Source organism: Clostridium malenominatum (genome assembly GCF_039521365.1).
Classification (GTDB): Bacteria; Bacillota; Clostridia; order Clostridiales; family Clostridiaceae; genus Clostridium_AW; species Clostridium_AW malenominatum.
Map to the genome: position 1 here is coordinate 124,582 of NZ_BAAACF010000001.1, position 16,329 is coordinate 140,910.

Here is a 16,329-nt window from a genome sequence, read left to right on the forward strand (position 1 = left end):
ATGGAAAATAATTATTCTAAGAAATGGGTTAGTTTGCATCAGCATACAGAATATTCTTTGTTAGATTGTTCAGCAAAGATTAAGGAATTAGTTAAAAGAGCTAAAGAGCTTGGAATGGAAAGCTTAGCTATCACAGATCATGGAGTTTTATATGGGTGTGTGGATTTCTATAAGGCTGCTAAAGCTGAGGGGATTAAGCCCATAATTGGATGTGAAATATATGTAGTTCCAAAATCTATGGATATAAAAGTTAATGATAGAGACAACGGAATATATCACTTGGTATTACTTGTTAAAAATAAAACAGGATATGAGAATTTAATGAAAATAGCAAGTAAGGCTTCTATTGAAGGTTTCTATTATAAACCTAGAGTTGATCATGATTTTCTAAAGGAAAATAGTGAGGGTTTAATAGCTCTAAGTGCTTGCTTAGGAGGAGAAATTCAAAGCTATATACTTGATGGAAGAATAAGCAAAGCAGAGGAAACAGCACTAATATATAAAGATATATTTAAGGAAGGTTTTTATTTAGAGCTACAGTATCATGGGCAAAAGGAACAAATGCAGGTTAACAATGAATTAATTGCCATGTCTAAAAGATTAGATATTCCTTTGGTTGCCACTAACGACGTGCATTATATTAATAAAGAGGATTATAAACCTCATGATATACTTTTATGTATTCAAACAAATAAAACAGTGGACGAAGAAGAAAGGATGAGATATCCTTCAGATGAATTTTATTTAAAATCACCGGAGGAGATGTACAAACTCTTTTCCCATGTACCGGAGGCTCTAGAAAATACTGTTAAAATAGCAGAGCAGTGTAATTTTCATTATGAGTTTGGTGAGTCAAAACTACCAGTTTTCCCACTGCCTGAGGGTACGGATCATAAGGAATATTTAAAGGAAGTTTGTTTTCAGGGACTGAAAGATAGATATAAGGAAATAACAAAGGAGTTAGAGGAAAGACTATTATTTGAGCTTAAAATAATAGGAGATATGAATTATGTAGATTATTTTCTTATAGTTTGGGATTTTATTAGATTTGCTAAAGAAAAGGGCATAATGACAGGACCAGGAAGGGGTAGTGGTGCAGGGTCAATTGTAGCATATACCCTAGGAATTACTAAAATAGATCCAATAAAATACGGCCTTATATTTGAAAGGTTTTTAAATCCTGAAAGAATATCTATGCCTGATATTGATAGCGACTTTTGCTACGAAAGACGTGGAGAGGTCATAGATTATGTAGTAAGCAAGTATGGTTCTGATAATGTATCACAAATAATAACCTTTGGTACTATGGCGGCAAGGGCGTGTATAAGAGACGTAGGAAGAGCTATGAATTATTCCTATGCTGAGGTAGATAAAATTGCAAAAATGATACCTACAGTACTTAATATTACCATAGATAAGGCTTTAGAATTAAATTCTGAGTTAAATGACATATACGAAGATGATGAAAGAATTAAAGAATTAATAGATGTAGCAAGAAGGTTAGAGGGATTACCTAGACATACTTCTACTCATGCAGCGGGAGTGGTTATAGCATCTCACCCTTTAGTAGAATACGTACCACTTCAAAAGAATGAAGGTTCCATAGTTACTCAATTTACCATGGGTACCCTAGAGGAGCTTGGACTTTTGAAAATGGATTTCTTAGGACTTAGAACTCTTACGGTTATGAGAGATGCAGTAGAGATGATACAGAGCAATAGAGGAATCTCTATAAACCTTGATGAGTTAGGATTTGAAGATAAAGAAGTTTATAAAATGATAAGTGAAGGCAAAACCGTAGGGGTGTTCCAATTAGAATCTCCTGGAATGACGAGCTTTATGAAGGATCTAAAACCAGATTCCTTAGAAGATATCATAGCAGGTATAAGTCTTTACAGGCCAGGTCCTATGGCGGAAATACCTAAATATATTTCTAATAAGAAGAATACAGATAAGATAGAATATTTGACTCCAATGCTTAAAGATATACTTTCTGTTACTTATGGATGTATGGTTTATCAAGAACAGGTTATGGAAATTGTTAGAAGACTAGCTGGATATTCCATGGGAAGAAGTGACTTAGTAAGGCGTGCTATGTCAAAGAAAAAACATGATGTCATGGAAGAGGAAAGAAAAAACTTTATTTATGGAATTGTAGATAAAGATGGAAACATAGAGGTTCCAGGATGTATACGTAATGGTATAGATGAAAAAATAGGAGATAAGATATTTGATTCCATGATGGATTTCGCTTCCTATGCATTTAATAAATCCCATGCTGCGGCTTATGCTGTAGTAGCTTATCAAACAGGATATTTAATGAGTTATTATCCTGCTGAATTTATTGCAGCTATGCTAAATAGCGTTATGGGTAACAATGAAAAAGTATCTTATTATGTAAGGTTTGCTAAGGAGAGAGGCATCGAAGTTTTACCACCAGACATTAATGAAAGCTTTAGTAAGTTTACAGTGAATGGTAATAAAATAAGATTTGGATTAGCTGGAGTAAAGAATGCTGGAGTAAATGTCATTGACAGTATAGTAAAGGTTAGAGAAAGTAAGGGTAATTTTAAGGATCTTTTAGATTTCTGTAATAAAGCAGATTTAGCTTTTGTCAACAAAAGAGCTTTGGAGAGCTTAATTAAAGCGGGAGCCTTTGATAATTTTGGAATTTATAGATCTCAAATGATAGCAGTGTATGAAAAAATACTAGACGGCACTAATAACGACAGAAAGAAAAATATAAATGGTCAAATAGATTTATTTACTCAATTTGAAGATACTCCTATAGATATACAATATCCAAGCATCAATGAATTTCCTAAAAAATATCTCTTAGCTATGGAAAAAGAGATGACAGGACTATATATTTCAGGGCATCCCTTAGAAGAGTTTAATGAAATACTTAACAGCAGATATATAACAAAAATATCAGATATAGTTATTTCAGAGGGGATCGAAGATGAATTAATTGAAATTGAAAAGAAGGTATTTGACAACCAATCGGTAAAGATAGGTGGCATATTAACTAGTGTAAGTAAAAAGGTTACCAGAAGCAATGAGATGATGGCTTTTTTGCAGATAGAAGACCTTTATGGTGCTATTGAAGTTATAGTCTTTCCAAAAATATTAGAAAAGCATAAGGAAATGATAAAAGAAGATGCTACCATACTTATAAAAGGAAGAGTAAGTTTAAGAGAAAGCGAACAGCCTAAAATTATATGTGAAGAGGTAGAGCTCTTATCTAAAGAAGAGCTCGTTGAAGAAACTTTCCAAAAAATATTCATTAGAATAACTAGAGAAGAAGAGTTAAGGAACACACTAGATTTCTTAAAGGGAACTTCTGCACAATATAAAGGCAATATACCTATTTATATATATGTGGAAGAAACCAAGAAAAAATATGAATTTAATAAAGAGCTTTGGACAAATGGTCATAGAAACTTTATTAATCTTTTAAAGTCTAATTTTGGAGAAGATAATGTAAAAACTATTTAGCATTTTTAATTGAATATTTATCATAAAAATAAACAAAATATTAGAAGAAAATCATTATTTCTTTCTAATACTTTGTTTATTTTTTATTTAATGTATATAGCCATTGCACATTTAACAGATTTTTATTAAAATTAATAGTATATAGATTTTTTATATCCTTGCAAAAGATGTGGGACAAAAATTGTCCCTGTGGTCAAAAAATGGAGGAGGTATAATTATGAAAAAAATTGCGGTTTTAACTAGTGGTGGAGATGCTCCAGGAATGAATGCTGCAATAAGAGCAGTAGTTAGGACTGGATTAGATAAAGGCTTAACTGTAATGGGAATACAAAGAGGCTTTAGTGGTCTTATAAATGGAGAAATATTTCAAATGGAAAGAAGAAGTGTTTCTGATATTATACAAAGAGGTGGCACCATATTAAGAACTGCAAGAAGTGATGAATTTAGGACAGAAGCAGGTCAAAAGAAAGCTGCTACTATTTTAAATACCTTTGGCATAGATGGTTTAGTAGTAATTGGTGGTGACGGTTCCTTCCATGGTGCACAAGCCTTATCCAAGTATGGAATTAAGACCATAGGGATACCTGGAACAATTGATAACGACTTAGCTTATACAGATTTTACTATAGGTTTTGACACCTCAGTAAACACAGTATTAGACGCTATAAATAAACTAAGAGATACTTCTACTTCTCATGAAAGAGTTAGTGTTATAGAAGTTATGGGGAGAAATTGCGGCGACATAGCTCTTTACTCAGGACTTGCAGGTGGTGCTGAAAGTGTAATAATACCAGAGAAAGGGTATAATAGTAATGAACTTTGCAAAATGATTCTGGAAGGAAAACTGAGAGGAAAGATGCACAACTTAATTATCGTTGCTGAAGGCGTAGGCGGAGCAAATGAAATAGCTCAAAAAATTGAAGAAGTGACTGGAATTGGAGCAAGAGCAACGGTGCTCGGTCATATTCAAAGAGGTGGAAGCCCAACTGCTAATGATAGAATATTAGCATCTAGATTAGGATATAGAGCTGTAGAATTACTTATAGAAGGAAAATCCTCTACTGTAGTAGGTGTAAGGGGTGGCAAGGTCATAGATATGGATATAAATGAGGCCTTAGCTATGGAAGCTAAATTTGATGAAGAATTATATTTAATTGGAGAGGCATTATCTTATTAATATTTATAAACTTTAGGAGGTTTTATTATGCAAAAAACAAAGATGGTTTTTACAATTGGCCCTGCAAGTGACAAAGAAGAGGTTTTAACGGAGTTAATTAAGGCTGGTATGAATGCTGCTAGACTGAACTTTTCTCATGGAAGTCACGAAGAGCATAAAAAGAGAATAGATTTAGTTAAGAAATTAAATAGTAAATTAAAAACTCATATCGCAATTATATTAGATACTAAAGGACCAGAAATAAGAACAGGCAATTTTAATCAGGACAAAATTGAGCTAATTGAAGGAAATAAGTTTACAATTTATTGTGGAGAAGAAATATTAGGGGATAATACTAAGTGCTCTATTACATACGATAGTTTACATGAAGATGTAAAAGCTGGAGATATGATACTAATTGACGATGGATTAGTTGGGCTAGAAGTAGAAAAAGTAGAAGATAATAAAATCCATTGTGTAATAAAAAATAGCGGTTTTGTTTCAAATCATAAGGGCGTAAATGTACCAGGTGTAGCTACTTCATTACCATCTCTTACAGAAAAGGACAAGAGCGACTTAAAATTTGGTTGTGAAAATGAAATTGATATGATTGCAGCTTCCTTTATAAGAAAAGCATCAGACGTATTAGCTATAAGAAAGGTTATAGAACAAAACAACGGAAAAGATATTCAAATTTTCTCCAAGATAGAAAATCATGAAGGGGTAGAAAATATAGATGAAATCATTCAGTTCTCTGATGGAATAATGGTAGCAAGAGGAGACTTAGGAGTAGAAATTCCAATTGAGCAAGTTCCAATTGTTCAAAAGATGATAATTGAAAAATGTAACAAGGCAGGAAAGGCAGTTATAACTGCGACACAAATGCTTGATTCCATGATGAGGAATCCAAGACCAACAAGAGCTGAAGCATCCGACGTTGCCAATGCAATTTTTGATGGTACGGATGCTATTATGTTAAGCGGTGAAAGTGCAGGAGGAAAATATCCTGTAGAAGCTGCTAAAACTATGGCAAGGATTGCAAAGACTGCAGAAGAAAAAATAGATTATGATTTAATACTTGCAAAGAAGAGGGAAGCACATGTGCTGAATGTAGCAAATGCTATTAGTATAGCAACATGCACTACAGCAGCGGAATTAAATGCATCAGCTATAATAACTGCTACACAAAGTGGATACACAGCAAGAATGGTTTCAAAATATAGACCAGCATGCCCGGTAATTGCTGTTACTCCAAGCGAAAGTGTTGCTAGAAAGCTAGCCCTCAACTGGGGAGTGTTTCCTATACTTGCTGAACAATATGCATCTACGGATGAACTTATAGAAAAATCTGTAGAAAAATCTTTAGAATCTGGTTTTGTAAATAAAGGTGATTTAGTGGTTATAGCAGCAGGTATTCCAGCAAGCTATTCCGGAACGACAAATATGTTAAAGGTTCATGTAGTTGGAGATATTTTAGTGCAAGGAAGAGGTTCAGGAGTAAAGCATGGCTATGGAACAGTAAAGATAGTAAATAACCCTAGAGAAGCTAGGAATGAAGTGCAAAATGGAGATATTTTAGTAATAAAGGATTCTGATATAGAATATGTTTCGGTTTTAGATAGAGTAGGTGGAGTAATAGCTGAGACAGGAGGGCTTACTTCTCACTTAGCTATTGAATGTATAACTCGTGAGATACCTTTTATTTGTAGTGCAGGAGGAGCAATGAAAGTATTAAAGAATGGTTCCTATGTAACTATGGATGTGAGAAGAGGAATTATTTATAACGGCAGAGTGTCAATATCATAAAAGAAGCACCTAAGCAGGTGCTTCTTTTTATATACTATGATAATATATGTTTTATACGATTAAATTAATTAGGGGGATGACATTAATTGAGTAAAGTTAAAGGGATATTTTTCGCAATGTTTTCATCAGCGGCTTTTGGTCTAATGCCTATACTAGCTAAATTTGCTTATAAATATGGTATAAATTCCATTACCCTAGTTTTTCTTAGATTCTTTTTTGCATGGATAGTAATACTTCCTATATTAATGTGGAGAAAGACGGATTTGAAATTAACAAAGAAGGAGTTAATTGCAGTAGGTTTTACAGGAATATTTACTTATGGAGCTACTTCTCTTATGCTATTTATATCATTTAGTTATATTTCTGGTGGACTGGCTATGACTATGCATTTTATTTATCCTGTAGTGGTAACCTTAATATCCATAATATTTTTTAAGGAGAAATTATACTGGAAAAAGGCAATTGCATTAATTCTCTCCTCCATTGGTGTATTTTTACTTGTGTATAATGGAGAAATTCAGTTGAATTTTGCTGGTGTATTTTTTGCTATGGTATCAGGAATATCCTATTCTTTATACATAGTAAGTATAGATAGAAGTTCACTTAGAAATATAGATAGCTTTAAGCTTACCTTTTACCTGTCTATAGCGGCATCCATTTCTATTTTTATTTTTGGAAAAAGCACAGGTGATTTAAATTTAAAATTAGATTTTAGATGTTATGTACTGGCCCTTTTAATCGCTATAATAGCTACAGTTATAGCAGCAACTGTTTTTCAAATTGGAATAAAGATAATCGGTGCATCCAATGCTTCTATACTTAGTACATTTGAACCTACAGTAAGTATGATACTTGGGGTTATAGTTTTAAAGGAGGTTGTAAACTTTAAAATTATAATAGGATGTATTTTAATTTTATCATCGGTAATACTTATTGCTAAGGCTTATTCAAAAGATACGGAGTTGTTGGAAAATGAATAATTCATTGGAAAAAAGTATTTTAACTATAGAAATATTTAAAGATTTAAAGAAAGAACATGTTACTTTCTTAGTTAACTCTTCTAGCATAATAGAGTTAAAAAAGGGAGAGGTATTATTTAGTGAGAGAGAAATGGTGGATAATATTTATATAGTGTTGAAGGGGAAGGTGACACTCTACAGGCTATCAGAGGTGGGACAAAAGAGAATAATATATATTTTAAATAAGGGCGAAGTAATAAATGAAGTTATCTTCGATGATTTACCTGCTTCTATAAATTGTGAGGGATTTGAAGACAGTAAAATACTATCCTTTAACAAAAAGTGTTTTTTAAAAGTAATGGAAGAGGATTTTGAGTTTACTAAGTCTATATTATATTCCATGGGAAGGAAGATAAGAAGATTATATAGGCAGCTTAAAAATGCAGTTCCTATTAAAATGGATAAAAAACTAGCTGCAAAGCTTTGGAAATTAAGCAAAGACTATGGAGTAGAGACTGAAGGGGGGACTCTTATTAATTTAGATATAACAGTAACTTATCTTGCAGATATGCTGGGAAGTAGTAGAGAAACCATATCAAGATGCATAAGTAATTTTGAGAAGGATGGGTTAATAGAGTTTAAGGGAAGAAAAATAGTTATAAAAGACAGAAATGTTCTTTCAATGTATTTTAGAGGAGTGTGATAGAAATCACATTCTTTTTTTATTGTCTATGTTATTTTATTGTTATAAGTTCTAATTCAGTAAGTATAGGAGGAGCATGGAATGTTTAGTGAAGAAATTAACAAACTAGCAAATGTATCACAAAAAAAATCAGATTTATTAAAGGAAAGTAAAACAAAATATATATTAGCGTCAATGCTGGCGGGAATATATGTGGGTTTTGGAATATTGTTAATTTTTACCATAGGAGGAATCCTTTCCTCAACAAATTCACCTGCTACTAAAATAGTTATGGGGGTAGCCTTTGGAATAGCCTTAAGTTTAGTACTCGTAGCAGGATCGGAGTTATTTACAGGCAATAATCTTATTATGACAGTAGGAGCTTTAGAGAAGAAAGTATCTTGGAAAGAAGCTGTGAATATATGGATATTTAGTTTCGTAGGAAATCTTTTAGGCTCTGTCTTACTTGCATGGATGTTTTCTTATTCTGGATTATGGAGCGGTAATGTAGGTAATTTTATAGTAAAAGCCACTGCTGGGAAAATGTCAGCACCTTTTGGACAACTATTTATAAGGGGTATTTTATGTAATATGTTAGTTTGCCTTGCAGTATGGTGCTTCCTTAAATTAAAAGAAGAAGGGGCAAAATTAATAATGATATTTTGGTGCTTATTTGCCTTTATAACTACAGGCTTTGAGCATAGTGTAGCTAACATGACACTACTTTCAGTAGCTTTAATGATACCTCATGGAGGTGAGGTTACCTTAGGAGGATTTATGAACAACATGATTCCTGTTACCTTAGGTAATTTCATAGGAGGAGCCTTATTTATAGGATGGACATACTGGTATATAAGCAAAAAGAAAGTTAAAGGAGGAGCGTAAAGTGGGATTTTCAATGTCATCAAAGAAATTTAATAATTTAATGAATGAATTAATGAAAAACTATAGAATATATGCACCAAAGCTTTTAAAAAATAAAGGGACCTTTTCAGATACAGACATGGTAAGGTATGGAGAAGTAAGTAAAATTGAGGAAATAGAATTTAATAAAAAATCCTTATTTTCTCCAAAAGAGGTTATACTTCCAATAACTCAAACTTTATTTTATTTTACAGAAGATGAAGTTATAGAACCTAAGGTAGAGGAAAAAAATATACTTATATTTTTAAGAAGCTGTGATATTCATGCTACTAAAAGATTAGATGAAATATATCTAAAAAATGGCGGAGTAGATCCTTATTATAAGAGATTAAGGGATAAAGTAAAATTTGTTTTAATAGAGTGCGAGAAGAGTTTTGAAAACTGTTTTTGTGTAAGTATGGATACAAATAAAACAGAAGATTATTCATTATTTGTTAAGAAGCAAGGGGATATGGTTTCGGTACAGTGTAAAGACGAAGAGCTAATTCACTTGTTTCATGATGAAGAAAAACAAGAAGTAGCACCTAAATTTATAGAGGAAAACAATATAGAGGTAAAAATACCTGAAGGGTTAAATAATAGTATATTTAAATCTGAAGTTTGGAAAGAATATTCCTCAAGATGCATAGCTTGTGGTAAATGTAATACAGTATGCGGTACCTGCGCTTGCTTCACAATGCAGGATATATTTTATAAAGACAATAGCAATGTGGGAGAGAGAAGAAGAGTTTGGGCTTCATGCCAAACAGAAGGTTTTACATCAATGGCTGGAGGACATGGATTTAGGAAAGATAAAGGGGAAAGAATGAGATTTAAGGTAATGCACAAGGTGTACGACTTTAAGAAAAGGTTCGGGTACCATATGTGTGTTGGTTGTGGAAGATGTGACGATATTTGCCCGGAATATATTTCTTTTTCAAATTGTGTTAATAAATTAAATGAAGCAGTTAAGGAGGAGAGTTAATTGGAGAATAATATATATTTGCCATTTAAATCAAAAATAATTAGTATAAAACCTCATACGGAAATAGACTATACCTTTAGAATGGAATTTGAAGGAGAAGTAAAGCCTGGACAGTTTTTTGAAGTATCCATTCCAAAATACGGAGAGGCTCCTATATCTGTTTCTGAAATTGGGGAAAACTATGTGGATTTGACTATAAGAAAAGTAGGAAAGGTAACAGATGTAATTCACACCTTTTTTCCAGGAAACCATCTTTTTATGAGAGGACCCTTTGGAAATGGTTTTGATATAAATTTATACAAAGGAAAAGAAGTAATTGTTGCAGCAGGTGGAACGGGACTAGCACCAGTAAAGGGTATTGTAGATTATTTTGCAAAGCATGTGGATGAAGTGAAAAGTTTTACTTTACTTTGTGGATTTAAATCTCCAAAGGACATTTTGTTTAAAGAAGATCTTGCAAAATGGGAAGAAACTATAAAAACTATAATAACAGTGGATAATGGAGATGAAAACTATAAAGGGAATACTGGACTTATAACAAAGTATGTAGAGGGTTTAAATATAGAAAATGCTGATGAAACTACCGTTGTAGTGGTGGGGCCTCCTATTATGATGAAATTTACTCTACCTGAATTTTTAAAAAGAGGAATAAAGGAAGAGAATATATGGGTTTCTTATGAAAGAAAAATGTGTTGTGGAGTAGGAAAGTGCGGCCATTGCAAAATAGATGATACTTACATTTGTTTAGATGGACCTGTATTTAATTACACTAAAGCTAAGGAACTTATAGATTAGGGGGTGAAGTAATGGATATTAATACAAAATCCTTGAAGAAAAATGCCTTTAGAGTGACTAAGGAAAGAGGAAAGACAGCGGCAAGGGTAAGGGTACCTGGAGGACATTTAGAAGCAAAATATCTAACGCTTCTTCAAGAAATTGCAGAAAAATACGGTAATGGAACTCTGCATATAACCACAAGACAGGGCTTTGAGATACCAGGTATTTCAATGAAGTATATTCCTGAAGTTAATAAGGAACTTCAACCTATTATAGAGGGATTGGAAATAAATCAACAAAATCCTAATGGAGGGTATTCAGCTTCAGGAACTAGAAATGTTTCTGCATGTATTGGAAACAATGTATGTCCTTTTGCAAATTATAATACCACCAAATTTGCTAAGAAAATTGAAAAGGCGATTTTCCCTAATGACTATCATGTGAAAATTGCTCTTACAGGATGTCCTAATGATTGTATTAAATCAAGAATGCATGATTTTGGAATTATAGGTATGACAGAGCCTGAATACGATGCATATAGATGTATAGGCTGTGAAGCTTGTGTAACTAACTGCCAGAAAAGAGCAACAGGAGCATTAACCTTTGAAAATTACAAGGTAGTAAGGGATCATAGCAAATGCATAGGTTGCGGTGAGTGTATAGGAAAGTGTCCAACCTCTGCTTGGAGCAGAAGCGAAGAAAAATATTATAAATTAGTTATAATGGGTAGGACAGGAAAGAAAAACCCTAGAATAGCTAGAGACTTTATAACTTGGATAGATGAAGAAAGTATTATTAATATAATTTTAAATACCTATGATTATATTAAAGAATATATAGATAAAGATGCACCAGGTGGTAAGGAGCATATTGGATATATAGTAGATAGAACAGGATATCAGGAATTTAAGAAATGGGCTTTAAAGAATGTAAATTTAAGTAGTAAGGCTAAGGTAGAAGATAATATAAATTGGTTTTAAGAAAGAGCATCCATGAGATGCTCTTTTTCACATAATATATATTTGACAATAAAAATCTATAAAGTTAGAATTAAGTTGGGAATATGTATAAAGGAGATGTTTTACTTGGAATATAGAATATTGGGGAAATCAGAACTTAGCGTATCATCCATAGGATTTGGTGGTATTCCAATACAAAGGACTAATAAAGAAGAAGTTAAAAGGTTATTAATTAAATGTGAAGAGTTAGGTATTAACTTTATGGATACTGCAAGAGGATACACTGTATCAGAGGAATATTTAGGTTATGGATTAGAAGGCAGAAGAGATAAATGGATTATTGCAACAAAGTCTATGGCTAGAGATAAAGAAGCTATGATTAAGGATGTTGAAATAAGCTTAAAAAATTTGAAAACCAATTATATAGATTTATACCAGCTACATAATGTTAAAACTGAAGAAGACTATAATAAGGTTTTAAGTGAAGATGGTGCATATTACGGGCTATTAGAAATGAAGAAAAAAGGAAAGATAGGGCATATAGGTATAACTTCTCATAGTTTAGATATTTTAAAAATTGCAATTGAAACTGGAAAGTTTGAGAGTATAATGTATCCATATAATATTGTAGAATCTCAAGGAGAAGAATTATTTAAAAGGTGCAAAGAATTAAACATAGGGGTTATTGCCATGAAACCAATGGCAGGGGGAGCTTTAGAGGATGGAACTTTAGCACTAAAATTCATAATAAATAATGAAAATGTAACAACAGCCATACCTGGAATGGCAACTATTGAGGAGATAGAAGAGAACTCAGAGGTAGGAAATAATAGTTTGCTGCTATCCCCAGAGGAAAAAATGAAAACAGAAGAAATAAGAAATAGCCTGGGAACAGAATTTTGTAGAAGATGTGGGTATTGTGGTCCATGCCCACAAAATATAGACATACCTGGTTTATTTATTTTAAGAGGATATAAAGAAAGATATGGACTGGAAGGTTGGGCAGAAGCTAGATATGCATCTACGAACTATAGGGCAAAAGATTGCGTTCAATGTGGAAGTTGTGAGAAGAAATGTCCTTATGATTTGCCTATAATAAAGATGTTAAAAGAGGTAAGAAGTTGTTTTAATGAATAGAAAATTTTCAAAAAATATTTTTAAAATAGTACAAACTATTGTATAATATAAAAATATATGGACAGAAATAAAATACAATACAATACAATTAAATTTTAGGACAACTGATTCTTTAATGCACCTATTAGGTGCAATTTTTTTTAGTATAATGATATGGAGTGATAATTTTGTTAGGAGTATTAGTAAATGGAGCAGCAGTAGCCATAGGAAGTAGTATAGGATTATTATTTAAAAAGGGAATAAAAGAAAAGTTTAGAATAACCGTAATGAATGGACTAGCCCTATGTGTAATACTGATTGGAGTATCTGGATCATTAAAGAGTAAAGATTTAAATTCAATAATCCTTAGTATGGTAATAGGCTCTATCATTGGAGAGTTTATAGATATAGATATGAGGTTACAAAAGATGGGGGACAACCTTCAAAGCAAGTTTAAGGAAAAAGGGGGAAGGTTTTCTCAAGGCTTCGTAGCAGCGACCTTGCTTATGTGTGTGGGAGCTATGAGTATAGTAGGTTCTTTAGAAAGTGGCTTAACAGGAAATCATTCTACTCTATATGCGAAATCCTTATTAGATGGTTTTGCAGCAATTATATTTGCATCAACTTATGGAGTAGGAGTATTGTTTGCCTCCGTATCAATAATTTTATACCAAGGAATAATTGCGCTATCTGCAACAATGATAAAGGGAATACTAATAGCTAGCGTAGTAGATAATATAACTGCAGTGGGAAGTCTTTTAATAGTGGGATTAGGCTTTAATATGTTAGGAATGACGAAAATTAAAGTAGCCAATTTAGTTCCAGCCATGTTTATGCCGTTTTTATATCAAATAGTTATTACTTTAGTGTCTTAGTTTTTTAGATTTTTAGTGCTTTACTTGTGGTAGAAATTCTGTAAGAATTTCATCATAACCTATTTAACTAAGGAACTAATTAACTAAAAAACTGAGAAAATGATGTGAAATATCATTTTCACGAAAGGTGGTTAATATGACAAAAATTATACCTGTAGAGAAAAATAAAGAATATATAGTAGAAATAACTGGTTTTGGCAGTGAAGGAGAAGGTGTGGCAAAAGTTCAGGATTTTACAATTTTTATTCCCCGGGCAATAAAAGGGGAAAAGTGTAAAATCAAAGTAGTAAAGATAAACAAAAATTTTGCTTTTGGAAAACTTATAGAAGTTATAGAACCTTCACCTCACAGGAAAGAACCTATTTGTAACATATACAATCAGTGCGGAGGATGTCAAATTCAGCACTTGTCTTATGAAGGCCAATTAGAGTTTAAAAGACAAAAGGTGCAGGATGTGATGAAAAGAATAGGGAAAATAGATGTAGAAGTAAAGCCAGTTATAGGAATGACAAATCCTTATAAATATAGAAATAAAGTGCAACTACCAGTGGGTATGGAAAATGAGGAGATTTCTATAGGTTTTTATGCTCAAAGAAGTCATAGAATAATTAATATAGATAATTGTCACATTCAAGAGGAAGTTGGAGATAAAGTAATTTCCATTACAAAAGATTGGATAAAAAAATATAATATAGAAACTTACCATGAAGAAACTCATGAGGGAATTATACGCCATATTATGATAAGAAAAGCCTTTAAAACTGGGGAAGTAATGGTGGTTATAGTTACAAGGGGAGAAGAACTTCCTTATAAGAATGAATTTGTAGATATGATGATTAAAAATATATCTGGATTAGTAAGTGTAATTCAAAACGTAAACAAGGATAAAACCAATGTGGTGTTAGGTCTTAAGAATAAAACCCTATGGGGAAAAGACACAATTGTAGATTACATAGGAAAGTACAAATTTAATATATCGCCACTTTCATTTTTTCAAGTAAACCCTGTGCAAACGGAAATATTATATGAAAGGGCTTTAGAATATGCTGACTTAAGTGGAGAGGAAGTAGTCTTTGATGCTTACTGCGGTACGGGAACCATATCTCTTTTCTTATCGGAAAAAGCTAAAAAGGTTTATGGAGTTGAAATAATTCCAGAAGCCATAGAAAATGCAAAGATAAATGCGGTGGAAAATAGAGTAAATAATGCTGAGTTCATTGTAGGGAAGTCAGAAGAAGTTATACCTAGCCTTATAGATAAAGGCATAATAGCGGATGTGGTGGTAGTGGATCCCCCAAGAAAGGGATGCGAAAAGTCTTTACTAGAGGCCATAGCGAAAATCGAACCTAAGAGAATAGTTTACGTATCCTGCGATCCAGCTACTTTGGCTAGAGATTTAGGTATATTGGAAGAACTAGGATATAAGACCATGAAGGTACAGCCTGTGGATATGTTTCCTATGACGGGTCATGTGGAGTGTGTGGTTATGATGACACGTTATAATCATAAGGAGAAATAGGCGGTTTGATCACAACATATAGTAGTTTGAAAGCAAAAAATGGGCTTTTGAAGTAATAAGTAATTAAAAATTCTTTCCATCAGTTGGAAAGGGAGTTTATATAATCTTTATATGTGTTAGATGTTAAGTTAAGTTGACAAATCTCCATTTTCACTTGGTAGAAAACAATTTTTATTTCAAGTATACTGTATCTATAAGTTAACTTGAAATAATAGAAAGGCTGGTGATTATTATATCATTAGGCGAAAAATTATTAGATTTGCGTAAAAAGGCAGGTTTATCTCAGGAAGATGTTGCTGATAGATTAGGTGTATCTCGACAAACGGTAAGTAAATGGGAGACCGACCAAACGGTTCCTGAATTGATTAAAGCGAAATTACTAAGTCAACTATACAATGTAAGTTATGACTATCTTATTAGTGGAAGCCATATTGGTGGTGATGTTACCAGTATCGAAATGATAGTTGATGAAATTGACTGGACTAGTGCATGGAGCAAAAAGTATCCGATTTTAGCTTCATATCAAGGTATAGAAGGAATAAATACCTATTGTGAGAAGATATCCGAGTTGTACGACACTTTGAAAAATGAGTTTGATTTTAACGATGTGGATACTGTTTTGATTTTAAAAGATATTCTTTATCAAAAATACAAGATGGCAAAAAAGAAAGCCAAGTAAAAGGAGCGTATCCTTTATCACAGAAATTAAATGGAGAAAGAACAATTTAATAAATCTGAAATTGGTCAAAGACTTATGAGGCCCTGTTCTTCGTTACTGAAAAACAGAGCCTTTTTTTTATTGCCTGATTTGCAGAAAAAGAGAGGACTGAGAAGAGCACTTGCAAGATCTATGAGTGGAACGCTACTCTCTGCTATAGAAATAGAAATACAATTAATCTACGGATTTAAATCTCGTGCCTGGGGTTATCTTCAATTCTCCCAGTGTCCTATTTAGTTTAACATACATAGTTTATTTTTCTTTTTTGGAATACCTTTAGTTTCACTAAGTAATTGGAGTATGCTGAACTTTTCCTTGAAATTTAACAATAAAATTCGTATAATACTACAATATGACATTGTTTTTAAAATATAGT

The 16,329-nt window shown here is 32.6% G+C and carries 14 protein-coding genes; all 14 read left to right on the plus strand.

From position 1 onward, the window contains the following. The 14 genes from ABDZ69_RS00700 (at position 1) to ABDZ69_RS00765 (ending at position 16,190) form a co-directional block, all read left to right on the plus strand. Entirely contained in the window at positions 1-3,498 is a 3,498-nt protein-coding gene (locus tag ABDZ69_RS00700; RefSeq protein ID WP_343765394.1) for a DNA polymerase III subunit alpha, read from the plus strand. A 217-nt stretch (positions 3,499-3,715) separates the two neighbouring features. Continuing rightward, positions 3,716-4,675, plus strand: coding sequence for a 6-phosphofructokinase (pfkA, locus tag ABDZ69_RS00705; RefSeq protein ID WP_343765397.1), 960 nt, complete (start codon positions 3,716-3,718; stop codon positions 4,673-4,675). Between the two features lie 27 nt (positions 4,676-4,702). Further along, complete coding sequence (gene pyk / locus ABDZ69_RS00710) at positions 4,703-6,460, plus strand: pyruvate kinase (protein ID WP_343765399.1); 1,758 nt, start codon at positions 4,703-4,705, stop codon at positions 6,458-6,460. A gap of 86 nt (positions 6,461-6,546) precedes the next feature. Beyond that, complete coding sequence (locus ABDZ69_RS00715) at positions 6,547-7,440, plus strand: DMT family transporter (protein ID WP_343765400.1); 894 nt, start codon at positions 6,547-6,549, stop codon at positions 7,438-7,440. Continuing rightward, positions 7,433-8,122 carry a Crp/Fnr family transcriptional regulator gene (locus tag ABDZ69_RS00720; protein ID WP_343765402.1) on the plus strand — a complete coding sequence of 230 codons (690 nt, stop codon included), beginning with the start codon at positions 7,433-7,435 and terminating at the stop codon, positions 8,120-8,122. The genes ABDZ69_RS00715 and ABDZ69_RS00720 overlap by 8 nt, the downstream gene beginning before the upstream one ends. A gap of 81 nt (positions 8,123-8,203) precedes the next feature. Next, positions 8,204-8,986 (plus strand): formate/nitrite transporter family protein, encoded by a 783-nt coding sequence (locus ABDZ69_RS00725; protein ID WP_343765404.1) that lies wholly within the window; start codon positions 8,204-8,206, stop codon positions 8,984-8,986. A gap of 1 nt (position 8,987) precedes the next feature. Next, positions 8,988-9,989, plus strand: a complete 1,002-nt coding sequence (gene asrA / locus ABDZ69_RS00730; RefSeq protein ID WP_343765406.1) for an anaerobic sulfite reductase subunit AsrA — start codon at positions 8,988-8,990, stop codon at positions 9,987-9,989. Then, positions 9,990-10,784, plus strand: a complete 795-nt coding sequence (gene asrB, locus ABDZ69_RS00735) for an anaerobic sulfite reductase subunit AsrB (protein WP_343765408.1) — start codon at positions 9,990-9,992, stop codon at positions 10,782-10,784. An 11-nt stretch (positions 10,785-10,795) separates the two neighbouring features. Next, positions 10,796-11,746, plus strand: a complete 951-nt coding sequence (gene asrC, locus ABDZ69_RS00740) for a sulfite reductase subunit C (protein WP_343765411.1) — start codon at positions 10,796-10,798, stop codon at positions 11,744-11,746. Positions 11,747-11,851: 105 nt separating this feature from the next. After that, positions 11,852-12,862: an aldo/keto reductase gene (locus tag ABDZ69_RS00745; protein WP_343765413.1), complete on the plus strand. Its 1,011-nt coding sequence runs from the start codon at positions 11,852-11,854 to the stop codon at positions 12,860-12,862. Positions 12,863-13,020: 158 nt separating this feature from the next. Further along, positions 13,021-13,716, plus strand: coding sequence for a DUF554 domain-containing protein (locus ABDZ69_RS00750; RefSeq protein WP_343765415.1), 696 nt, complete (start codon positions 13,021-13,023; stop codon positions 13,714-13,716). 136 nt (positions 13,717-13,852) lie between these two features. Then, on the plus strand, positions 13,853-15,235 hold the full coding sequence (rlmD, locus tag ABDZ69_RS00755) for a 23S rRNA (uracil(1939)-C(5))-methyltransferase RlmD (protein ID WP_343765416.1): 1,383 nt from the start codon (positions 13,853-13,855) through the stop codon (positions 15,233-15,235). 223 nt (positions 15,236-15,458) lie between these two features. Next, positions 15,459-15,914 carry a helix-turn-helix domain-containing protein gene (locus ABDZ69_RS00760; protein ID WP_425544617.1) on the plus strand — a complete coding sequence of 152 codons (456 nt, stop codon included), beginning with the start codon at positions 15,459-15,461 and terminating at the stop codon, positions 15,912-15,914. Positions 15,915-15,944: 30 nt separating this feature from the next. Beyond that, positions 15,945-16,190, plus strand: coding sequence for a hypothetical protein (locus tag ABDZ69_RS00765; protein WP_343765418.1), 246 nt, complete (start codon positions 15,945-15,947; stop codon positions 16,188-16,190). Positions 16,191-16,329: the final 139 nt, after the last annotated feature.